Source organism: Massilia suwonensis, assembly GCF_042655665.1.
GTDB classification, from domain to species: Bacteria; Pseudomonadota; Gammaproteobacteria; order Burkholderiales; family Burkholderiaceae_D; genus Telluria; species Telluria suwonensis.
In genome coordinates this window covers 2252268-2272482 of the sequence record NZ_JBHSMR010000013.1, presented here as the reverse complement: position 1 = coordinate 2272482, position 20215 = coordinate 2252268, and the positions used below count along the sequence as shown (strand labels likewise).

The following is a 20215-nucleotide window of genomic DNA, read 5'->3' as shown; positions in this document are numbered from 1 at the left end:
CCCATGCCCGGACCCCTCACCGGTATCAAAATCATCGAAATGGTCGGCCTCGGCCCCTGTCCCTTCGCCGCCATGATGCTGGCCGACATGGGCGCCGAGGTGATCCGCATCGACCGCAAAACCAAACCCGGCGCCGACAACCCGTTCCCGATGCTGGGCACGAAGTTCGACGTCATGGCGCGCGGCCGCCGCTCGCTCGCCCTCGACCTGAAAAAGCCCGAGGCGCGCGAGGTCGTGCTCAAACTGGTGGAACAGGCTGACATCCTGATCGAAGGTTTCAGACCGGGCGTGATGGAGCGCCTCGGCCTCGGTCCCGAGGCCTGCCAGGCGCGCAACCCCAAGCTGGTCTTCGGCCGCATCACCGGCTGGGGCCAGAACGGCCCGCTGGCGCAAGCGGCCGGCCACGACCTGAACTACATCGCCCTGTCCGGCATGCTGCACGCGATGGGCCGTGCCGGCACGCCGCCAAGCCCGCCGCTGAACCTGGTCGGCGACTTCGGCGGCGGCGCCATGATGCTCGCCTTCGGGGTCGTCTGCGCGGCGCTGGAAGCGAAGAGCTCGGGCAAGGGCCAGGTCGTCGACGCCGCCATGACCGACGGCTCGGCGCTGCTGGGAGCGATGATGTACGGCCTGCGCGCCTTCGGCTCCTGGTCGGATGCGCGCGAAGCGAACATGCTCGATGGCGGCGCCCCCTTCTATGACACCTATGCCTGCGCGGACGGTAAATTCCTGTCGGTGGGCGCGATTGAACCGCAGTTCTACGCCCAGCTGCTCGAGCTATGCGGCGCCAGCGACCCCGACTTCCAGAAGCAGTGGAGCGTCAAACGCTGGCCGGAACTGAAAGCGAAATTCGCCGCGCTCTTTGCCACCCGCACGCGCGACGACTGGTGCGCGCTGCTGGAGGGGACCGACGCCTGCGTCGCCCCCGTGCTCGACATGGCGGAGGCCCCGCACCACCCGCACAACGCGGCGCGCGCCAGCTTCATCGAGATCGAGGGTGTCGTGCAGCCGGCGCCGGCGCCGCGTTTCAGCCGCACGGCGCCGGCAGCAGGGCAGGCCGCCGCCGCGCCGGGCCAGCACAGCGCCGCCGTGCTTGCGGACTGGGGTTTCGAGGACGACTCAATCGAAGCGCTGAAAAACGCCGGCGTCATATAGGATTGCCACGGTAGAGCCAATACCGTGAGCACATGACCAAGGAACGCGAACTCGATCGATCGAAACGGCTGGCGCTGGGCTTTTTTGTCGGCGCCGCGCTGCTGTTTGTCCTCAGCTTTTTCCTGCCCCAGAATTGGTGGACGGGTCTATTAAAAGCGTTTTCGGAAGCGGCGATGGTCGGCGCCCTGGCCGACTGGTTTGCCGTGGTCGCCCTGTTCAAGCGCGTGCCGATCCCGATCGTTTCCCGTCACACCAACATCATCCCGAACAACAAGGCCAAGATCGCCGATAACCTGGCGCTCTTCGTGCACGAGAAATTCCTCGATACGGAATCGATCGTGCGCCTGATCCAGAAGCACGACCCGGCGCAGAAAGTGGCAGACTGGCTCACCAAACCGGACAATACCCGGCACATGGGCGGCTATCTGGTAAAAACCGCCGGCTGGATGCTCGACTTTACGGAAGACGCGGCAATCCAGAATTTCCTGCGCAGGGCCGTGCACACGATGGTCGGCAGTGTCGATCTGTCCAAATCGGCCGGCACTATCCTGGAAAGCCTGACGAAAGGAGGGCGCCATCAGGAACTCCTGAACGAGGGCATCTATCAGCTGGCGAAACTGCTCGACAACGAAGAAACCCAGGCCACGATCGCGCAAGGCATCGTCGACTGGCTGAAAGACGAATATGCTTTCGTCGAACGCATGCTGCCGTCCGAACTCATCGGCCGCAAAGGCGCCGATATCGCGGTCAAGCTGGCTTTCGGCATCCTGAACCGGGTGGCGCGCGATCCGCAGCACCCGCTGCGCCAGCGTTTCGACGAGTTCACCGCCGAGTTCATCGAGCGTCTGAAAGCCGACCCCCAGTTTTCCAGCAAGAGCGAGGAAATCAAGCAGTACCTGCTCAACGACGACACGCTCAACAATTACCTCAAATCCTTGTGGGACGATCTGAAAACCTGGCTCAAGAAGGACCTGGCGAGCGAGGACTCGACCCTGCGCCGGCGCCTGGAAGCGACCGGCGCCTGGCTCGGCAAGACCCTGGCCGAGGACCCGGCCCTGCGCCAGTCGCTGAACGACAACCTGGAATTGGCGGCGCGGGCGGCGGCGCCGGAATTCGCTGGCTATCTCACGCGCCATATCGCCGACACGGTGAAAAACTGGGACAGTGCCGAGATGTCGGAACAAATCGAGCTGAATATCGGCAAGGATCTACAATTCATACGCATCAACGGCACGATCGTCGGCGGCCTGATTGGCGTGACCTTATACCTTTTATCGTCGCTGCCCAGCTTGCTGCGTTAACCTTCACGAGGAAGCACCATGGAACAGGCACTCAATGCATGGCTCGCTGCGCACCCTGAGATCGAGGCGATTCCCGGCCGCGACCTGTTCATCGTCGCGCGTTACCTGATTCCGATGGAGGCGGCGCTGATGCAGGGCTGCATGGAAGCGTCCGGGATACCGGCAGTATTGGCCGATGCGCATCTGATGCAGGCCGATCTGCTCTTGGCGCCGGCACTGGGCGGCGTGCGCATCCTGGTGCCGGCCGCCTATGTGCAGCAGGCGCTGGCGACCATCGAGGCCTTTCAACGTGGCGAATTCGCGCTCGACGATAATGCAGACTACTAAAAAGTTTGCGTGTTGATCAAACGATACACACTACATAAAAAATTTCTTGGTTGAATGATTATTTACTAAAATACAATCTGATTAGTTCAGGTGTATTTTATAAATGTCAATCATTGCAGAAGTTTCCGTCAAGAATGCTTCGCTTCAGCCGGAATTCCGACGCGACATCAATGGGCTGCGGGCATGGGCGGTCGTTGCGGTCATTCTGTATCACTTCGGAGTGAGTGGATTCGGCGGCGGATTCATCGGCGTCGACATCTTCTTTGCAATCTCCGGCTTTCTGATGACCGGTATCGTCGTCAGGAAACTCGAGCGGGGCAGCTTCTCGATCATCGATTTCTATCTCGCACGCGCCCGGCGGATCGTGCCGGCGCTGGCGGTCCTGTGCGCCAGCCTGGCGGCGCTTGGCTGGTTCGTCTTGCTGCCGCCTGACTACAAAAAGCTCGCGTTCGATTCCATCTCCAGCCTGGCCTTCCTGTCGAACATCGCATACTGGCAGGAGGCAGGCTATTTTGATGTCGCATCTCACGAGAAGTGGCTTTTGCATACGTGGTCACTTTCCGTCGAATGGCAGTTCTACCTGCTGTTGCCGGTAGCGCTTGCCTTGGTATGGCGCTGCAAACCAGGGCGTGGTGTACAGGCGTGGGTCTTGGCCAGCGGTGCCGTGTTGTCCCTGGCGCTGTGCATCGTATTGACCGGCTCGCATCCCTCGGCGGCATTTTTCCTGCTTCCCACGAGGGCATGGGAAATGCTGTGCGGCGGCCTGGTCTGGATGCTGAGCGCACGCATGGTGTTGTCCAGCATGACGCGCCGTTACCTGGAATGGGGTGGTTTCCTCCTGATTCTTGCCGCGAATGCCCTGTTCGACAAGGCGTCGGCTTGGCCGGGAAGCGCCGCGATCGTGCCGGTTGCCGGCACCATGATGGTGCTGCTGGCGAATCGCGTTTCGCCTTTTACATCGACGCGCGTCGCGCAATGGCTGGGCGACCGCTCGTATTCGCTCTACTTGTGGCATTGGCCCGTGTATGTCGCCCTGGTGTATGTCGAACTGCGCTTCGAACCGTGGGCGATTTGCGCCGGCCTGCTTGCCACCCTGGTCTTCGCGCACCTGTCGTATGTCTTGGTCGAACAGCATACCCGGGTATTCCTGGGCGGTCGTTCGCTCGGTGCGGCGCTGGCCGGCGTTGCATGCGTCGTTGCCGTGGCCGCGGTTCCCGCGCTCCTGGTCTGGAAGTACGCGGGAATCGATGGCCGCTTCCCGGCCCGAATCGACCTGGTTGCTGCCGAATCGAAGAACCATAACCCACGCCGTACGGAATGTCTGGCCCAGAGCGGCGCGGCGTCGCCATCCTGCACCTACGGCGCCGGCAAGCAGCGTGTCATCGTCCTTGGCGACAGCCACGCCGCCGCATTGGTTACCGGCGTCGTCGAAGCCATGGCCGACGGACAGGTTGAAGTGACCGAGTGGACGTATACAGGCTGTCCTTTCGTGAATGGTGTCAAGAAGACGCCAGCTGACCTGGCGATCCAGGCGAAGGGATACCAATGCTCCGGTTTCGTCGAGTGGGTGAATGCACAGTTGTCGGCCATACCGGCCTCGGTCCCCGTCATCGTGGCCAACCGTTATGCAGCCATGGCCTATGGATTGAACGAAAACCACGAGGAAGCCGCCGCTCCGCGGATTTATTTCACGAAGATCCATGCGCAGCCGACCCCGGAATTCATCGCCGAATACGCCAGCGCAATTACCAGTACGGCTTGCGCGTTGGCGAAAGAACGCCCCGTCTTTCTGGTGCGGCCAATTCCCGAAATGGGAACGAACGTACCGCGGGCCATGGCGCGCCGCATGAGCTTCGGGGTACAGGAAGATATTTCGATTTCGATGGCGGCCTACCGGGCCCGTAACGACTGGATCTGGAAAGCCCAAAATGAGGCCCAGGCACAATGCGGGGCACGCATCCTCGATGTCACGTCCTACCTGTGCCGCGGTAATCGCTGTTTCGGCAGCCGCTTGGGCGTGCCGTTCTATTATGACGACGACCATCTCGGCGGGCATGGCAATACGCTGCTGGTGCCGATGTACAAGCAGGTCTTGCATTCCATGCAGGCCGAGCCTGTCGCCGTCCGACAATAAGCGCTAAACAAAAAGCCACCGGTTCTCGCGAAGCGGTGGCTTTTTCGAACTGCGTTTGGTGGTGATAGGTGGACTTGAACCACCGACCCCAGCATTATGAGTGCTGTGCTCTAACCAACTGAGCTATATCACCGAAAAGCTGTAAAACAAAATGGCTCGACTCGCGTGAGCCAAGCCATTCGTCTGAATTCCTGGTGGTGATAGGTGGACTTGAACCACCGACCCCAGCATTATGAGTGCTGTGCTCTAACCAGCTGAGCTATATCACCAAAGCGAACGACATTATCCAAGGCGCAGCCATCCCTGTCAAGGCTGCGTGCGCCAAACCGACCAGTTTGTATCTGACCTGTTATTTTTGCAAGCTGCGCACCTGGGCCAGGATCTCGCCGGTCGGGTCTGGACCGAGACAATCGACGACGATCCGGTCCGGCATCGCGCGCAGCCAGGTCAGCTGGCGCTTGGCCAACTGGCGGGTGGCGATGATGCCGGTTTCACGCAGGCCCGCACGGTCGATCTTCCCGTCCAGGTAGTCCCAGCTCTGGCGGTAGCCGACGCAGCGCATCGAGGGCAGGTTCGGAGACAGGTCGCCGCGGGCGCGCAGGCGCGCCACTTCGGCCACGATGCCCTCGTCGTCCGACTCGCCCAGCATCTGGTCGAAACGCAGCGCGATCCGCTTGTGCAGCACCGCGCGGTCGGACGGCTCCAATGCGAACGAGACGAGATCGAAAGGCAGCTCGGGCTTCTCGCGCCGCGCCAGCAGGGAAGACATCGGCTGGCCCGTGAGTTCGATGATCTCCAGCGCGCGGTTGATGCGCTGGGCGTCGTTCGGCGCCAGGCGCGCCGCCGTGAGCGGATCGAGCGCCTGCAGTTTCGCGTGCATGCCCGGCCAGCCGATCCGGGCGGCTTCCTCGTCGAGGGCGGCGCGCACGCCCGCATTGGCGGTGGGCAGGTCGTCCAGACCGTCGGTGAGACCTTTAAAGTACATCATCGTGCCGCCCACCAGCAACGGCAGCTTGCCGCGCGCGCTGATCTCGGCGACCAGGCGCAGCGTGTCGGTCCGGAACTGCATCACCGAATAGGCGTCGAGCGGATCGATGATGTCGATCAGGTGGTGCGGCACGGCGGCCAGTTCCTCGGACGTGGGTTTCGCCGTGCCGATGTCCATCTCGCGGTAGACGAGGGCGGAATCGACCGAGATGATCTCGCTGGGGATCTCCTGCGCGATGCGCAGCGCCGCCGCGGTCTTGCCCGACGCGGTCGGGCCCATGATCGCCACCGCCAAAGGCTTGGCGTCTTGTACGATAAAACCCATCTTATTGACCGCGCAGGAAAAGTTTGTCGAGCGCGGAGATGTCGAGCTGGACCCAGGTCGGGCGGCCGTGGTTGCACTGGTCGGCGCGCTCGGTCTGTTCCATCTGGCGCAGCAGCGCGTTCATCTCCTGGTTTGAGAGGATGCGGTTGGCGCGCACGGCCGTATGGCAGGCGAGGGTGCCGAGCAGTTCGTTGCGGCGCTCGATCAGCACGCGCGAGCCGCCGAATTCGCGCACGTCGCGCAGTACGTCGCGCGCCAGGGTCTGGGCGTCGGCGCTTTTCAGGAGGGTCGGCACCGCACGCACGGCCAGCGTGGTGGGCGAGAGCGCGGCGATGTCGAAGCCCAGCGCTTTCAAGGTCTCCTGGTGCTCGCTCGCGGTGGCGACCTCGATCGCATCGGCGAAGAAGGTCACCGGGATCAGGAGCGACTGCACCTGCATGTCCTGGCCCTCGACCTGGGCGTCGAGCGCGTTCTTCAATTGTTCGTACAGGATACGCTCGTGCGCGGCGTGCATGTCGACCAGCACCAGGCCCTTGGTGTTCTGGGCCAGGATGTAGATGCCGTGCAGCTGGGCCAGCGCGAAGCCGAGCGGGAAGTCGTCGTTGCTGGGCGCGCTGGACGGCACCGGCATCGGCGCCACCGAGGCGGAAGAGGCGACTGGACGCGGCTCCGCGGCGAACAGCGCGCCGTAGGCCGCCGTGCTCTGGGCGACGCCATTGGTGGCCGGCGCATCCCAGCGGCTGCCCGGTGGGAAGGGAGAGGGCGAGAAGCTCGGCGCCAGCTGGGCGCCGAAACCGGTCTGCTCGTGCGGACGGCGCCAGTCGGACGACGAGGGCGCGATCTCGGCCGCCGTGATCGGCGCCGGCACGCTGCCGTGGGCCGTGGCCGAAGTCGCCGCCAGCGCACGCTGCACCGCGTGGAATACGAACTGGTGCACCGCGCGGCTGTCGCGGAAGCGCACCTCGATTTTCGATGGGTGAACGTTCACGTCGACCAGCGCCGGATCGAGGTCCAGCGCGAGCACGTACGACGGAAAACGGTCGCCGTGCAGCACGTCCTGGTAAGCCGCGCGCACCGCGTGCACCAGGAGCTTGTCGCGCACGAAACGCCCGTTCACGTAGAAGAACTGGCCGTCGGCGCGTGCCTTCGAGGCCGTCGGCAGGCCGGCATAGCCGTGCAGGCGCAAGGGGCCGGCCGCCTCGTCGATGGACAGGCGCGCTTCGGCGAAGTCGTTGCCCAGGATCTGGGCGCTCCGTCTCGCCATCTCGCACACGTTCCAGTGGTCGATCGTGCGGCCGTTGTGGGTCAGGCTGAAGGAGACGTCGGGCCGCGCCAGCGCGATGCGGCGCACGACTTCGGCGCAGTGGCCGTATTCGGTCTGTTCCGACTTCAGGAATTTGCGGCGCGCCGGCGTATTGAAATACAGGTCCTGCACGTCGATCGTGGTGCCGCAGGGGCCGGAGGAAGGCGCAACGGTGCCCTGGTGCGAGCCGACGATTTCCCAGGCATGCGGCGCGTCCGCTGTCCGTGAGGTGATCGACACCGCGGCCACCGAAGCGATCGAGGCCAGCGCCTCGCCGCGAAAGCCGAGCGTGGCCACGTTCTCGAGGTCGGTCAGCGAAGCGATTTTCGAGGTCGCATGGCGCGCCAGGGCCAGCGGCAGCTGATCGGGCGCGATGCCGCGGCCGTTATCCGTGATGGCGATGCGCTTGACGCCGCCTTCTTCGAGGCGGATCGTGATCTGGGTCGCCCCCGCATCCAGCGCGTTTTCCAGAAGCTCCTTCACCACGGCCGAGGGCCGTTCGACGACCTCGCCGGCGGCGATCTGCGAGATCAGCTGGTCGTTCAGCTGCTGGATGGGACGGTGGGTGGGGACGGGCGCATTCATGCAGCGATTATATCGCGCGGCCCCACCGCGAAAGCAGCACCTGTCTTATTTCTGCTCGCGCACCGGAATCGGCGCATTGCACAGGTCGACGTGACCGGCCGCGACCTTGGTCCACGGGCCCCCGCGGTTGCGCTGGGCTTCCACCACTTTCTGGTACGTCGCGCTGTCGGTGCGCATGACTTCGAATTTGCTGCGCTCGGCTTCAGGGACGTCGGCGGCGACGCGGAAGGCCTTGATCGGCACCTGCATCTCCGGCTTGTCGAAAAAGCCCATCGGCGCCGGGCCGCGCGCCACCGTCGACAAGAGCGGCATGCCGGACACGACGCGGCCGACCACGGTGATGTTGCGGTCCAGCTGGCGCGGCGCCTGGCCGGTGACGACGTACAGGGCGGTGCCGCCGCCGCTGTCGGCATCGGTGTCGCGCCCGACGCCGACCATCGCGTAGCAGTGCGCGAGCCAGGTTTCGCCGGTCTTCGGATCGCGCCCGGCCGGGAAACCGTTCGAATGACCGACTTGCGGCGCGTAGCCGTCGACGTCCTTCAGGCGCGTGAACCGGGTGTCGTTCTTCATCGGCACCGTGAATTCGCCTTTCAAGGTCTTCCTGGCTTTCTTCGGTTCGCGCGGGTTCTGCTCGTCCGGATCGCCCCACTGGACGACGAAGTTGTCTTGCGAGCGCAGGATCACGAGGCCGTCGAAGTAGTTTTCACGGGCCAGCGCCTTGATGTTGGCGGCGTGGTTCGGGGCGAAGGTGGGGGCCAGTTCGATCACCACGCGGCCCGTCGGCAAGTCCATGTACAGGGTGTTCTCGGGATCGAGCGGGCGCCAGTCGGCCGCCTTCGATTCCTTGACGATGTCGCCCACGCTCGGTTTCGGCGGCAGCGGTTTCAGGGCGGCTGCCTGCACGGCTGACACCACCAGGGCCGTGACGACTGCGTGTGCTGCGATCTTGACTGCCTTCATCTCCACTCCCGCTTGTTATTAACGTTAAGTAATTGTAATCGTGAATCCAAACCTGTCTAAAAAACTTAACACTCACTTAAAAACTGAGGCGGCGCTTGCCGGCCCGGCGGTTTGGCGCCCGCGTCTGGTGGTATCATTCGGCGTTACCGTTTAGGAAAATTATGGATCTGATGGAATTTTTCGGCATGATTCTTCATGTCGATAAGACACTGGGAGTACTGCTCGCCGAGTACGGTATCTATGTCTATGCTGTCCTGTTCGCGATCGTGTTTTGCGAAACGGGTCTGGTGGTCCTGTTTTTCTTCCCGGGCGACACCTTGCTCTTCATCGCCGGCGCTTTCTGCGCCACGGGCCAGATGAGTTATCCGCTCCTGATGGCCTTGCTCATCGTGGCGGCGGTGACCGGCAACACCCTGAATTACTACATCGGCGAAGCCGTCGGCCAGCGCATGTTCACGCAGAACTATCGCTGGATCAACAAGGACGCGCTGCACCGCACCCACGATTTCTTCGAAAAGCACGGCGGCAAGACCATCATCCTGGCGCGCTTCGTGCCGGTGGTGCGTACCTTCGCGCCGTTTGTCGCCGGCGTGTCGGACATGACCCACTGGCGCTTCCAGCTGTACAACATCACCGGCGCCGTCCTCTGGGTGGCCAGCCTGGTGACTGCCGGCTACTTCTTCGGCAACATCCCGATCGTGCGCGACCACTTGACGGAAATCGTCCTGGTCGGCGTGAGCGCCGCGATCGTGCCGCTGATGATCGGCGGCCTGTACAAGTTCGGACGCAAGGTGCTCAGCCGCTGATGACGCGCCGACAAGTCTGTTGATTGCTTGACCAGCGCGCCGGATTTATCCGGCGCGTTTGCGTTTACATCCTCAAGTTTCCCCATGGAAGCGTCGTTAAGAGGAGGTGAATTCACTTCTACCCACCTCCATGCGACACCTGATTGCCCTGTTTGCCACCAGCATCGTCATGCTCGGCGCAAGCGCCAGCGAACCGGCCCACGGCAGCAAGCCGGCGCCGGAAGCCGCCAAGAAGACGGACGCCGCCGCCAAGCTCGCCGCCGAGCTGGCCAAGCCGGCCAAGGCCGTCGAGAAAGCGGAGAAGGCCGAGAAGCCCGCTGCGGAGAAGGACGACAAGCCCGCGAAACTGCACGCGCCCCTGGTCGAGAAGCCGACCATCGACAAGTCGCTGGTGGAAAAGCCGTCCAAGGTCAGCGCGGCCACCGCCGACAAGGTGGCCGCCGCGGTCTCCGCCAGCGAGGATGACGCCGAGGTCGACCTGTCGGTGAAGATCGCCGAACGCCTGGCCGAAATGCGTGCCAAGCAGGCCGCGCGCGTGGCCGCCGCGGCCAAAGCCCGCAAGGCGCTTGAGGCCAAGCGCAAGAAGGAAGCGGCGATCGCGGCCGCGCCGAAGATCAGCAACCACTGGGATTACGATGGCGAGTTCGGTCCCGAGAACTGGGGCAAGATCAACCCGGCCTGGGCCCAGTGCGGCAAGGGCAACCGCCAGTCGCCGATCGACATCCGCGACGGCATGAAGGTCAACCTCGACGAAATCGATTTCGATTACCGTCCCTCGACTTTCAGCGAGATCGACAACGGCCACACGGTGCAGGTGAATGTCGCCGGCGGCAATGCGATCAATGTCGGCAACCAGCGCTACGAGCTGGTGCAGTTCCACTTCCACCGTCCGTCGGAAGAGAAAATCAATGGCAAGGGCACCGAGATGGTGGTCCACCTGGTGCACCGCGGCGCCAGGGGGCAGCTGGCCGTGGTCGCCGTGCTGCTCGAGCGCGGCAAGGCGAACGATGCGATCCAGACGGTGTGGAACAACATCCCGCTCGAGAAGGGCACGCTCGGCACCCCGGGCGTCGACCTCGACCCGCTCGAACTGCTGCCGAACCGGCGCGAGTACTACACCTACATGGGCTCGATGACGACGCCGCCCTGCACCGAGAACGTGCTGTGGATGGTGATGAAGCAGCCGATGACGGCCTCGCCGGCGCAGATGGCGCTGTTCTCGCGCCTGTATCCGCTGAATGCGCGGCCGATTCAGGAAAATGGCGGGCGGATGGTGAAGGAATCGAATTAAAGGAAAAGCCGGCGATGCCGGCTTTTTTGATCGTTGACGATACTAACGCGGCTTTTCCTTATGTAGGGTGGGCGCCCCGTGTCCACCAAACGTGTGCGCCGCGTCAGCGCATCGTTTCGGTGGGCACGGAGCGCCCACCCTACCTCAACTGACGTGGTATTCCCCCGTCCAGCTCTGGCCCGGTTGCAGCGCCGGGCCATTCAACAGCGCCGGCTCGATGCACACGAAACGCCGGTACTCCTCGTCCGCCATGTCCGCCAGCGAGGCCGCATCCTCCGCGCCCGGATTCCAGACGACGGCATCCGTAAAGCCCTCCTGGCGCAGCGTCAGCACCACGCCGCCGTCGACCAGCGCCTGGCGCGGCGCCACGCGGTCGTACACGCGGTCGAACTTGCCGGTGATGGCGAGTTCCTCCGTCTCCATGCCGTCGATGCGTACCGAGGCGATGTCGTCGACCAGGAAGTAGGTGTGCAGCGCGGCCGCAAACGGAAAGGCCTCGCTGCCGGTGTTGCGCACCTCGAAGCGCATTGTCAGTTCGTTGGCCCGGATCGCCACCCGCAACCGCAGTTCGAAACCATGCGGCCAGGCCTGCGCGTGCTGCGCCGACAGGTCGCCTGGCGCCAGCGCGAACACGGCAAAGGCCCAGCCGTCTTCGAGGCCTTGGGTTCCCACGCGCCAGATACTGGTGCGTGCAAAGCCGTGGCGCGTGCCGGTGCCGCGCTCGGCGAACTGGGGGAAGATGACGGGCACGCCGCCGCGGATGGCTTTCGTACCGTCGAGTGCCGACTTCGCACTGCAGAACAGGCGCTCGCGCCCGTCGGCGCCGCGCCAGGAAATCAGGTGGGCGCCGTACAGGGTAATGCTGGCCTGGGCGCCGTCGGGCGAGGTAAGCAGCAGGGACGGCAGCTGGCCGAAGGTGGTGGAGACGGCGGCGTCTTGGTGGTTCATGGCAAAAGCCTAACAAGATCTGGGCCGCGTAGTATGCCATGGCCAGCGGCGCAAACCGATTTCGCCGTACACTCAGCCCTGGATTCGACGATAAGGAAGCAAACCGTGTTTTCGCACATATTCATCGGCACCAGCCACTTCGAGCAAGCGCTGCGCTTCTACTCGCCCATCATGGAGGTGCTCGGCAATGCGCTGCGTTTTTGCGACCGCGCGCGTCCCTGGGCCGGCTGGCAATCGCATCCGGAGGTGCGCCCCTTGTTCCTGCTCGGCGCCCCGCACGACGGACATGCGCACCAGGCCGGCAATGGCCAGATGGTAGCCTTCGCGGCATCCGACCGCGCCACCGTGGAGGCGGTGTATCGGCTGGCGCTCGCGCATGGCGGCAGCTCGGAAGGCGCACCCGGCCTGCGGCCGGAGTACCACGCGGATTACTATGCGGCCTACTTGAGAGACCCCGACGGCAACAAGCTGTGTGTCGTGTGCCACGCGCCGCCGGTACCCTGAACTGAGGCGCAGGGTGATCAGGTCGTGCGGCTCTTCGCCATCGGCGGATTGGCCGAGAAGTAGCGCTTGATGCCCTTGGTGATGGCATTCGCCAGCTGCTCCTGGTAGTCGTCGTCCTTCAGCTTGGCTTCCTCTTCGGGATTCGAAATGAAGGCCGTCTCGACCAGGATCGAGGGGATGTCCGGCGCTTTCAGCACGGCGAAGCCGGCCTGCTCGACGGCTGCCTTGTGCAGGCGGTTGATGCCGCCGATCTCGCCCAGCACGGCCTTGCCGAGTTTCAGGCTGTCGTTGATCTGGGCCGTCGTCGACAGGTCGAACAGGACGCTCGCCAGCTGGCGGTCGTGCTTGGCCAGATTGACGCCGCCAATCATGTCGGCCTTGTTCTGGTCGGTCGCGAGCCAGCGCGCGGCGGTCGAGCTGGCGCCTTTTTCGCTGAGCACGAAGACCGACGAACCGCGGGCGCGCTGCTCGATGAAGGCGTCGGCGTGGATCGAGACGAACAGGTCGGCCTGCACTTTTCTCGCCTTTTCCACGCGGGTGCCGAGCGGGACGAAATAGTCGCCGTCGCGCGTGAGCATGACGCGCGTATTCGGCAGCGCTTCCAGGCGCGCCTTGAGTTTCTTGGCCACCGCCAGCACGATGTCCTTCTCGCGCGTGCCGGTGGCGCCGATCGCGCCCGGGTCTTCGCCGCCGTGGCCGGGGTCGAGGGCGATGGTCACCATGCGCACCACGTTGTTGGCGGGGAGCTGCGGTTTAGTAGCCGGCTTGCCCGGCGCGGGCGCCGGCGTCGGTTGGGTGGCGCGCGGCGCCGCGTTGCCGCTCATGGCGGCGATCTCCGCTTCCAGGCGCGCGACCGGATCGGGCGCGACCGGCTGCGCGGGCGGCACCGGCACGGCCGGCACGGCGGTCGGGGTGCCGTCGCCGGGCGACCACTCTCCCTTTTCGATCAGGGCCGCGATCGGGTCGGCTTCGCGCACCGGATACAGGTCGAAGATCAGGCGGTGCTTGTATTCGGCCACCGGGGCCAGCGTAAACACCTGCGGCTTGACTTCTTCCTTCAGGTCGAACACGAGCCGCACCACGTTCGGGCGGTTCTGGCCGACGCGCACCTGCTTGATGTACGGGTCGTTCGACTCGATTTTCGCGACCAGGCTTTTCAGGGTGTCGTTCAGGGCCAGGCCGTCGATGTCGACCACCAGACGCGGCGGATCGGGCACCAGGAAGTGCTCGGCCTTGAGGTTGGTATCGTTTTCCAGCGTGACGCGGGTGTAGTCGTCGGCCGGCCAGACGCGCACGGCCAGGATCTGCGCGGCGCTTGCAGGCAGCGGGGCGACCACCGACAGCAGCAGCGTGCCGCCAGCCTTGAGGACAGTGCGGCGGGTGGGAGAGCTCAGGGAGGCGGGGCGAAGGAGAGGCGGTCGAGACATAGCAGGCCCTGTGGAGACAACGCCTGCAATTCTACAGCACGTCCGGCGCCGCTGACATTGAGCAACACCCGGACGTCGGGTGAAGGCAACACCGGTTCTCCTTTTTCCGGCCATTCGACGATGCAGATGTTCTGGCCGTCGAAGTCTTCGCGAAAGCCCGCGTCGAGGAATTCTTCGGGGCTGGACATGCGGTAGAGGTCGTAGTGAATGATGTTCAGCGCCTGGCCGTCGACCTGCACCCGATACGGTTCCGACAAGGTGTAGGTCGGACTTTTTACCGTTCCCTTGTGGCCGGCCGCCTGGATCAGGGCGCGCGTGAGGGCCGTCTTGCCGGCGCCGAGGTCGCCGTGCAGGTAGATGACGAGGCCCGGCACGACGGCGCGGGCCAGGGCGGCGCCGAGGGCGAGCGTTGCCGATTCGTCCGGCAGGTAGGCTGTGAAGGGCTGCATCAATTCGGCTGCATCAATTAAAATGGTGTGTTTGGCGGCGCATATCCACGCCGCGATTGTCTACGCTAGTCCGAATGTCCATCGAATCCCCCGACCTGCAGGAACTCACCCGCGCCATCAAGGCCTGGGGCCGCGAACTCGGCTTTGCCGACGTGCGCATTGCCGACGTCGACCTCGCGCACGCCGAGGAGGGCCTGCGCGCCTGGCTGGCGGCGGGTCACCACGGCGAGATGGATTATATGGCAAGCCACGGCATGAAGCGCGCCCGGCCGGCGGAGCTGGTGCCGGGCACGGTGCGCGCCATCGTCGCGCGCATGGATTACCTGCCGTTGCGGGAGGGCTGGCGCGAGCGCGAGCTGGCGCGCCAGCTGGAACCGGGTGCGGCGGTGGTGTCGATGTATGCGCGCGGCCGCGATTACCACAAGGTGCTGCGCAACCGCCTGGCGCAGCTGGCCGAACGCGTGAAAACCGAGATCGGAGAATATGGCTACCGCGTGTTCACGGATTCGGCGCCGGTGATGGAATTGCCGCTGGCGGAAAAGGCGGGCCTGGGCTGGCGCGGCAAGCATACGCTGCTGCTGTCGCGCGAGGCCGGCTCGACTTTCTTCATCGGCGAGATCCTGGTCGACCTGCCGCTGCCGGTGGATGCGCCGACCAGCAGTCACTGTGGAGCGTGCAGCAATTGCATCGATCTCTGTCCGACCCAGGCGATTCTCGGCCCGGGGCGCCTCGATGCGCGGCGCTGCATTTCCTACCTGACGATCGAACTGAAGGGCAGCATACCGGTCGAGCTGCGTGCGCTGATCGGCAACCGCATCTACGGCTGCGACGATTGCCAGCTGGCTTGTCCATGGAACAAGTTTGCGCAAAAGGCGACGGTGCCGGATTTCGACGAGAGGAATGGCCTCGGCGATGCAGGCATGCTGGAGCTGTTCGCGTGGGAAGAAGAGGAGTTCAATCGCCGCATGGAAGGCAGTCCGATCCGGCGTATCGGCCACGAGCGCTGGCTGCGCAACCTGGCGGTCGGGCTGGGCAATGCCGCGAGCGGACGCCGCGGCGATCCGCTCATCGTGGAGGCATTGCAGGCGCGCGCAAGTCACTCGTCCGCGCTGGTGCGCGAACATGTCGAGTGGGCGCTGCACCAGCATCAATCATAGTTCGATGCGTTTTGCGCGCATGGCCGACCAGTCGCCATCGATCGAGATCATCGCCACGGCTGTGATACCGTTTTCCTTCAGATAGGCGTTGATTGAGTCGCGATTGATATCAGTGGCTTTCGAGGCCGTCTGCTTCAGGTAGGCGATCCACAGCGAGCCCTTGTCGCCCAGGCGCTCCTTGGCTTGCGGCAGGAATTGTTCGAGGTCCTTGCGGTTCATGCAGAACATCATGATCACGTCGAAGGGGCCGTCGCCTTCCTTGATCAATTCCTGCGGCAACTGCGACACCACGCTCGGGTGCACGCCGCCGTTTATGATCTGCATCGATTTCGCGTTGCGCAAAAACATCCTGTCTGCAACTGTCTTTTCGTTCATCTGCTTTCCCTAAAGAAGTTGGCATCGCCGACGCACGCGCGGCGACGCGGTCGGATTGATTTTACAAGCGATCGAAAAAACGGGACGGTGTTCGACACGTCCTGTGCGCGAGGATTTGTGACCGGAAGTTTTAAAGGGGTGGGCGCCATGATCCGCGTGGGCACGGAGCGCCCACCCTACGGTCACGCATGTAAACCCGGATCAGTTAACGTATCCCGTAGGGCGGGCATGCCCGCGCGGATCGTGCACACTGATACCGTCAAAGGCAACAGCCCCACGACCGGGCATTGGCTTACTTCAACAAGCCCGCCAGCTCCACTGCCGTCTTGACCTGCATCTTGTCGAAGATATGCGCCCGATGCACTTCGACCGTGCGCATGCTGATGCCGAGTTCGTCGGCCACGACCTTGTTCATCTTGCCTGCCAAAATCAGGTCGAGCACTTCGCGTTCACGTGCGGATAAGGTCGCCAGGCGCGCTTGCACCTGGGCGGCGCTGGCGGCGTCGCGGGCGCTCGCCAGGGCCTGGTCGACGCGGTCCATCAGCTGGTTGTCGTTGAAGGGTTTTTCGAAGAAATCGAAGGCGCCGCGCTTGAGCGAATCGACGGCCATCGGCACGTCGCCATGGCCGGTGAGGAAGATCACGGGCATGCGCGCCAGCCAGCCGCGGCTGATGATCTGGTCGAATACGGCGATGCCGTTCATATCGGGCATGCGCACGTCCAGCAGCACGCAATCGCCGTTCGGGTCGGGCTCGCCTAGGCTGTCGAGGAATTCCTGGCCGCCGGCATAGCCGCGCACCGCCAGCCCGCGCGATTGGGCCAGCCAGGCGAGGGCGTCGCGGATCACGTCTTCGTCGTCGACGATATGCAGCATGCAGGGTCTCCTAAATCGTGCGCTATTTTAGCTCGGCCGCGTTCGTGGCGGTGCTCGGCCTCGGCAAACTGAAGGTGAAGATCGTACCGCCGCCCGGGTTCGGCGCGTGGGTCAGTGTGCCGCCATGGAACTCGACCGCCGTACGGCAGATCGACAAACCCATGCCCATGCCTTCGGCCTTGGTCGAGAAGAAGGGAGAGAACAGGCGCTCGGCGACGTCGGGTGGGATGCCGTGGCCGCGGTCGATCACCGAGACCGAGACCTGCGCCGCATCGGCGCTGGCGGCGATGCGCAGGATGCGCTGGGCGGGCGCTACCTCGGCCATCGCCTCGATGCCGTTGCGCGTCAGGTTCAGCAGCACCTGTTCGAGCATCACGCGGTCGGCCAGTACCGGCGGCAGTTGCGGCGGCAAGTCGATCTGCAGCGCCACGTAGGACTTACGGGCCTGCAGCTCGATCAGCGCGCGCACGCCTTCGACCACGCTGTGGATCGTCACGGTTTCGCGCTGCGGCTCGCTCTTCTTGACGAACTCGTGCACGCTCTTGATGATCTGGCCCGCGCGCTGGGCCTGCTGGCGCGCCTGTTCCAGCGCGCGCCGCAGCAGGGTCGGCTCGATCGCGACGCCCTTGTCGGCCCGCTCCAGCACGTTCAGGGCGCCGGCCGTGTAGCTCGAGATCGCGGCCAGCGGCTGGTTCAGCTCATGCGCCAGCATCGAGGAAATTTCGCCCATGGTCGCGAGGCGCGCGCTCGCTTCCAGCTTTTCCTGCTGCTGCCGGTTCAGCTCCTCGGCCTGCTTGCGGTCGGTGATGTCGAGGATGGAACTCATCCAGCCGGTCTGATTGCCGCGGCTGTCCACCAGCGGCGCTTCGAACACCAGCACCGGCACCCGCTGCCCATCCGAGCGCTGGAACACGGTCTCGAACTGGGGCGTGATCGTGCCGGCCAGCACGCCCGCAAAACGTTCCTCGTATTCGCCGCGCGCTTCCGGCGCCCAGTAGGGCATCGGCGGCTTCTTGCCCAGGAGCTCTTCCGGCGGCAGGCCGACGATCTCGCAGAAGGCCTTGTTGACGTAGGTGACCCGTCCTTCGAGGTCGCGTGCGCGCAGGCCCGTCATCAGGGAGTTTTCCATGGCCGTGCGGAAGGCCATCTGCTGGCGCAACGCGGCCTCGGCGGCCAGGGTGCGCGAGATGTGGCGCCACAAGGTCAGCAGGCTGAGCAGCAGGCCGAGCGCCAGTACGATCACCGAGCCGACCAATAAATTCGGCAGCAGGCGCGGCGCGCCCTTGACGCTGTCGGTGGCCAGCACGATCGACGAGCCCGGCAAGTCGAGCGCACGCCGGTGCGTGTAGACGCCGCGGCCCGGACCGCCGTCGGCGCGGGCGGCCACCGGCTGGTCGTTGCGGTCGAGCAGGGACAGGGCATTGTCCTGGGCAAACCACCAGGGCACGGTTTCGTTCAGCAGCGTTTTTAGACTGTAGGTCGCGACCAGGCTGCCGGCATAGGCGCCGTTGCGGTACAGGGGCAGGTAGTAGTCGACCAGTCCCGGCAGATGCAGGCTGGCGCCATACGGTTCGGTATAGCGTCCGGCCCGCATCAGGCGCGCCATCTCCTCGGTTTCGTCCAGGCCCGGGGAAGGACCGGCCGGGTCGATGCCCTGATGCGCCAGCACTTCGCCCTGCGGGCCCTGCCACAGCACCCGGCGCAGTTCGGGACCGTTCTTGAAGAGCTGCTGCAGGCGCGCCTGCAGCACGCCGGGCGCGGGCGGATTGGCGACCAGGTCGGCGCCGAGCGTGGCCAGCGCTTCCTCGCTGCGGGCGAGCTCGAAGCGCAAGGTCTGCTCGACCCACAAGGTATCGGCAATCAATTGCTCCTGGCGCTCATTGCTTTCCATCTGACGCGCCTGCCAGGGCAGCCAGAACAATACGGCGAGGAAGAGCAGCACCAGCAGGACCGGCACCAGCCAGCGCCAGGGACGGGCCAGGCTGGCGCGGCGGCGCAGCGAGAACGGGTTTTTCATGAATGGTGGAAGGTTTTCTTGTGCGATGCTATTGTGAACTGCTGACGCAGCGACGCAACTGCTGCATGCGCACTTATTTCATATTGTCGATCGAGCATGACCATCAAATTCCTGGCCGCAGCACTGGCTTTCCTTTTTACTTTCAACAGCGCCTGGGCCCAGGCCCCGATCGTTATCAAATTCAGCCACGTGGTCGCGCCCGACACCCCGAAAGGGCAGGCCGCCGAACGTTTCAAACTGCTCGCCGAACAATTCACGCGCGGCCGCGTCAAGGTGGAAGTGTATCCGAACAGCCAGCTGTACAAGGACAAGGAGGAGCTCGAAGCCCTGCAGCTGGGCGCGGTGCAGATGCTGGCGCCTTCGCTGGCCAAGTTCGGCCCGCTCGGCGTGAAGGAATTCGAAGCCTTCGACTTGCCGTATATCTTCCCCTCGAAGGCGGCGCTGTACGCCGTCACCGAAGGTCCCATCGGACGCGAGCTGCTGCAGAAACTGCAGTCGAAGGGCCTCACCGGCCTGGCCTACTGGGACAATGGCTTCAAGGTGATGTCGGCCAATCGCCCGCTGCACGTGCCGGCGGACTTCCGCGGCCTGCGCATGCGCATCCAGTCCTCGACCGTACTCGACGCCCAGATGCGCGCGCTCGGCGCCCGGCCCCAGGTGATGGCCTTTTCCGAAGCCTACCAGGCCCTCGAGACGGGCCTGGTCGACGGCACCGAGAATCCGCCCTCGAACATGTACACCCAGCGCATGCACCTGGTGCAGAAACACCTGACGGTATCGAACCATGGCTATCTCGGCTATGCGGTGATCGTCAACCGCAAGTTCTGGGAAGGCCTGCCGACCGACGTGCGCGCTGCTTTGGAACGCGCCATGCGCGACGCCACGGCATTCGAGAAAACGATCGCCCAGCGCGACAACGACCGCGCCCTGGAGGCGATCCGCAAAGCGGGCAAGACCACGATCTACTATCCGACCCCGCAGGAACAGGCGCAATGGCGCGCCGCGCTGCTGCCGGTGCACCGCCAGATGGAGCGCCGCATCGGCAAGGATCTGCTCGACGCGATTGCGCGCGAAACGGCCAAAAAATAATGACGCTGCGGTCAGTAATCCGGTGTTCTGGTATTGACAATGTGGCTGGCTGGCCTCGCTTATGTCTGGTATTTGGAAACCGTATATAAAAAACTATTCTTCGTTGGCACAGTTGCGTTATGATTGGGCGCAGCGGCACCAAAGCGGTGCAGGCGACCCGGACACACGTCTTGGGGAGGGCCAGAAAAAGTCGGTAGTCCA

18 protein-coding genes and 2 tRNA genes are annotated in these 20215 nt (G+C 64.2%); 9 read left to right on the top strand and 11 right to left on the bottom strand.

The genetic code is table 11. The features are described 5' to 3' along the window. Nucleotides 1–3 precede the first annotated feature (3 nt). The 4 genes from ACFPQ5_RS18245 (at nucleotide 4) to ACFPQ5_RS18230 (ending at nucleotide 4917) form a co-directional block, all read left to right on the top strand. Nucleotides 4–1155: a CaiB/BaiF CoA transferase family protein gene (locus ACFPQ5_RS18245; protein ID WP_379758929.1), complete on the top strand. Its 1152-nt coding sequence runs from the start codon at nucleotides 4–6 to the stop codon at nucleotides 1153–1155. 32 nt (nucleotides 1156–1187) lie between these two features. After that, nucleotides 1188–2456, top strand: coding sequence for a DUF445 domain-containing protein (locus tag ACFPQ5_RS18240; RefSeq protein ID WP_379758926.1), 1269 nt, complete (start codon nucleotides 1188–1190; stop codon nucleotides 2454–2456). Nucleotides 2457–2474: 18 nt separating this feature from the next. Further along, nucleotides 2475–2783 (top strand): putative signal transducing protein, encoded by a 309-nt coding sequence (locus tag ACFPQ5_RS18235; protein WP_379758923.1) that lies wholly within the window; start codon nucleotides 2475–2477, stop codon nucleotides 2781–2783. Between the two features lie 103 nt (nucleotides 2784–2886). Beyond that, nucleotides 2887–4917 carry an acyltransferase family protein gene (locus ACFPQ5_RS18230; protein ID WP_379758920.1) on the top strand — a complete coding sequence of 677 codons (2031 nt, stop codon included), beginning with the start codon at nucleotides 2887–2889 and terminating at the stop codon, nucleotides 4915–4917. A gap of 56 nt (nucleotides 4918–4973) precedes the next feature. Here the strand turns inward: ACFPQ5_RS18230 and ACFPQ5_RS18225 are convergent. From ACFPQ5_RS18225 to ACFPQ5_RS18205, 5 genes are all read right to left on the bottom strand, one after another. Beyond that, nucleotides 4974–5050: transfer RNA gene (locus ACFPQ5_RS18225), tRNA-Met, on the bottom strand. Nucleotides 5051–5109: 59 nt separating this feature from the next. Then, nucleotides 5110–5186 (bottom strand) — tRNA-Met (locus ACFPQ5_RS18220). Nucleotides 5187–5266: 80 nt separating this feature from the next. Continuing rightward, nucleotides 5267–6229, bottom strand: coding sequence for a tRNA (adenosine(37)-N6)-dimethylallyltransferase MiaA (miaA, locus tag ACFPQ5_RS18215; RefSeq protein WP_379758917.1), 963 nt, complete (start codon nucleotides 6227–6229; stop codon nucleotides 5267–5269). A 1-nt stretch (nucleotide 6230) separates the two neighbouring features. Further along, a complete protein-coding gene (mutL, locus tag ACFPQ5_RS18210) occupies nucleotides 6231–8117 on the bottom strand; it encodes a DNA mismatch repair endonuclease MutL (RefSeq protein ID WP_379758914.1) in 1887 nt (628 codons plus the stop codon). Nucleotides 8118–8162: 45 nt separating this feature from the next. Next, a complete protein-coding gene (locus ACFPQ5_RS18205; protein ID WP_379758911.1) occupies nucleotides 8163–9077 on the bottom strand; it encodes a peptidylprolyl isomerase in 915 nt (304 codons plus the stop codon). Nucleotides 9078–9238: 161 nt separating this feature from the next. Here ACFPQ5_RS18205 and ACFPQ5_RS18200 point away from each other — a divergent pair, with 161 nt between their 5' ends. Both ACFPQ5_RS18200 and ACFPQ5_RS18195 read left to right on the top strand, forming a co-directional pair. After that, a complete protein-coding gene (locus tag ACFPQ5_RS18200; protein WP_136221281.1) occupies nucleotides 9239–9883 on the top strand; it encodes a VTT domain-containing protein in 645 nt (214 codons plus the stop codon). A 130-nt stretch (nucleotides 9884–10013) separates the two neighbouring features. Next, nucleotides 10014–11174, top strand: a complete 1161-nt coding sequence (locus tag ACFPQ5_RS18195; RefSeq protein ID WP_379758907.1) for a carbonic anhydrase — start codon at nucleotides 10014–10016, stop codon at nucleotides 11172–11174. Nucleotides 11175–11318: 144 nt separating this feature from the next. On the opposite strand, the gene ACFPQ5_RS18190 is transcribed toward ACFPQ5_RS18195, so the two are convergent. Next, nucleotides 11319–12122 carry a D-hexose-6-phosphate mutarotase gene (locus tag ACFPQ5_RS18190; protein ID WP_379758904.1) on the bottom strand — a complete coding sequence of 268 codons (804 nt, stop codon included), beginning with the start codon at nucleotides 12120–12122 and terminating at the stop codon, nucleotides 11319–11321. Between the two features lie 105 nt (nucleotides 12123–12227). On the opposite strand from ACFPQ5_RS18190, the gene ACFPQ5_RS18185 reads away from it, so the two are divergent. Next, nucleotides 12228–12626 carry a VOC family protein gene (locus ACFPQ5_RS18185; protein WP_379758901.1) on the top strand — a complete coding sequence of 133 codons (399 nt, stop codon included), beginning with the start codon at nucleotides 12228–12230 and terminating at the stop codon, nucleotides 12624–12626. A gap of 17 nt (nucleotides 12627–12643) precedes the next feature. On the opposite strand, the gene ACFPQ5_RS18180 is transcribed toward ACFPQ5_RS18185, so the two are convergent. Further along, entirely contained in the window at nucleotides 12644–14053 is a 1410-nt protein-coding gene (locus ACFPQ5_RS18180; RefSeq protein WP_379758898.1) for an N-acetylmuramoyl-L-alanine amidase, read from the bottom strand. Further along, nucleotides 14017–14502, bottom strand: coding sequence for a tRNA (adenosine(37)-N6)-threonylcarbamoyltransferase complex ATPase subunit type 1 TsaE (gene tsaE / locus ACFPQ5_RS18175; RefSeq protein ID WP_379758895.1), 486 nt, complete (start codon nucleotides 14500–14502; stop codon nucleotides 14017–14019). The genes ACFPQ5_RS18180 and tsaE overlap by 37 nt, the downstream gene beginning before the upstream one ends. 74 nt (nucleotides 14503–14576) lie before the next feature. Between tsaE and queG the strand changes: the two genes are divergently transcribed. Further along, entirely contained in the window at nucleotides 14577–15659 is a 1083-nt protein-coding gene (gene queG, locus ACFPQ5_RS18170) for a tRNA epoxyqueuosine(34) reductase QueG (RefSeq protein WP_379758892.1), read from the top strand. Here the strand turns inward: queG and ACFPQ5_RS18165 are convergent. The 3 genes from ACFPQ5_RS18165 to ACFPQ5_RS18155 all read right to left on the bottom strand — a co-directional run bounded on the left by ACFPQ5_RS18165 (nucleotide 15654) and on the right by ACFPQ5_RS18155 (nucleotide 18925). Continuing rightward, nucleotides 15654–15983 carry a DUF3052 family protein gene (locus ACFPQ5_RS18165; RefSeq protein WP_379758889.1) on the bottom strand — a complete coding sequence of 110 codons (330 nt, stop codon included), beginning with the start codon at nucleotides 15981–15983 and terminating at the stop codon, nucleotides 15654–15656. The two genes, queG and ACFPQ5_RS18165, sit on opposite strands and share 6 nt — an antisense overlap. A gap of 343 nt (nucleotides 15984–16326) precedes the next feature. Continuing rightward, entirely contained in the window at nucleotides 16327–16908 is a 582-nt protein-coding gene (locus ACFPQ5_RS18160) for a response regulator transcription factor (protein WP_379758886.1), read from the bottom strand. Between the two features lie 22 nt (nucleotides 16909–16930). Continuing rightward, a complete protein-coding gene (locus ACFPQ5_RS18155) occupies nucleotides 16931–18925 on the bottom strand; it encodes a sensor histidine kinase (RefSeq protein WP_379758883.1) in 1995 nt (664 codons plus the stop codon). Nucleotides 18926–19021: 96 nt separating this feature from the next. On the opposite strand from ACFPQ5_RS18155, the gene ACFPQ5_RS18150 reads away from it, so the two are divergent. After that, nucleotides 19022–20014: a TRAP transporter substrate-binding protein gene (locus ACFPQ5_RS18150; RefSeq protein WP_379758880.1), complete on the top strand. Its 993-nt coding sequence runs from the start codon at nucleotides 19022–19024 to the stop codon at nucleotides 20012–20014. Nucleotides 20015–20215 lie beyond the last annotated feature (201 nt).

Coding starts and splice junctions, on each gene's coding strand:
- ACFPQ5_RS18195 (WP_379758907.1), top strand. CDS start 10,014: ATGCGACACCTGATTGCCCTGTTTGCCACCAGCATCGTCATGCTCGGC.
- ACFPQ5_RS18245 (WP_379758929.1), top strand. CDS start 4: ATGCCCGGACCCCTCACCGGTATCAAAATCATCGAAATGGTCGGCCTC.
- ACFPQ5_RS18230 (WP_379758920.1), top strand. CDS start 2,887: ATGTCAATCATTGCAGAAGTTTCCGTCAAGAATGCTTCGCTTCAGCCG.
- miaA (WP_379758917.1), bottom strand. CDS start 6,229: ATGGGTTTTATCGTACAAGACGCCAAGCCTTTGGCGGTGGCGATCATG.
- ACFPQ5_RS18155 (WP_379758883.1), bottom strand. CDS start 18,925: ATGAAAAACCCGTTCTCGCTGCGCCGCCGCGCCAGCCTGGCCCGTCCC.
- ACFPQ5_RS18235 (WP_379758923.1), top strand. CDS start 2,475: ATGGAACAGGCACTCAATGCATGGCTCGCTGCGCACCCTGAGATCGAG.
- ACFPQ5_RS18205 (WP_379758911.1), bottom strand. CDS start 9,077: ATGAAGGCAGTCAAGATCGCAGCACACGCAGTCGTCACGGCCCTGGTG.
- ACFPQ5_RS18150 (WP_379758880.1), top strand. CDS start 19,022: ATGACCATCAAATTCCTGGCCGCAGCACTGGCTTTCCTTTTTACTTTC.
- ACFPQ5_RS18200 (WP_136221281.1), top strand. CDS start 9,239: ATGGATCTGATGGAATTTTTCGGCATGATTCTTCATGTCGATAAGACA.
- ACFPQ5_RS18165 (WP_379758889.1), bottom strand. CDS start 15,983: ATGCAGATCATAAACGGCGGCGTGCACCCGAGCGTGGTGTCGCAGTTG.
- ACFPQ5_RS18160 (WP_379758886.1), bottom strand. CDS start 16,908: ATGCTGCATATCGTCGACGACGAAGACGTGATCCGCGACGCCCTCGCC.
- mutL (WP_379758914.1), bottom strand. CDS start 8,117: ATGAATGCGCCCGTCCCCACCCACCGTCCCATCCAGCAGCTGAACGAC.
- queG (WP_379758892.1), top strand. CDS start 14,577: ATGTCCATCGAATCCCCCGACCTGCAGGAACTCACCCGCGCCATCAAG.
- tsaE (WP_379758895.1), bottom strand. CDS start 14,502: ATGCAGCCCTTCACAGCCTACCTGCCGGACGAATCGGCAACGCTCGCC.
- ACFPQ5_RS18180 (WP_379758898.1), bottom strand. CDS start 14,053: ATGTCTCGACCGCCTCTCCTTCGCCCCGCCTCCCTGAGCTCTCCCACC.
- ACFPQ5_RS18190 (WP_379758904.1), bottom strand. CDS start 12,122: ATGAACCACCAAGACGCCGCCGTCTCCACCACCTTCGGCCAGCTGCCG.
- ACFPQ5_RS18240 (WP_379758926.1), top strand. CDS start 1,188: ATGACCAAGGAACGCGAACTCGATCGATCGAAACGGCTGGCGCTGGGC.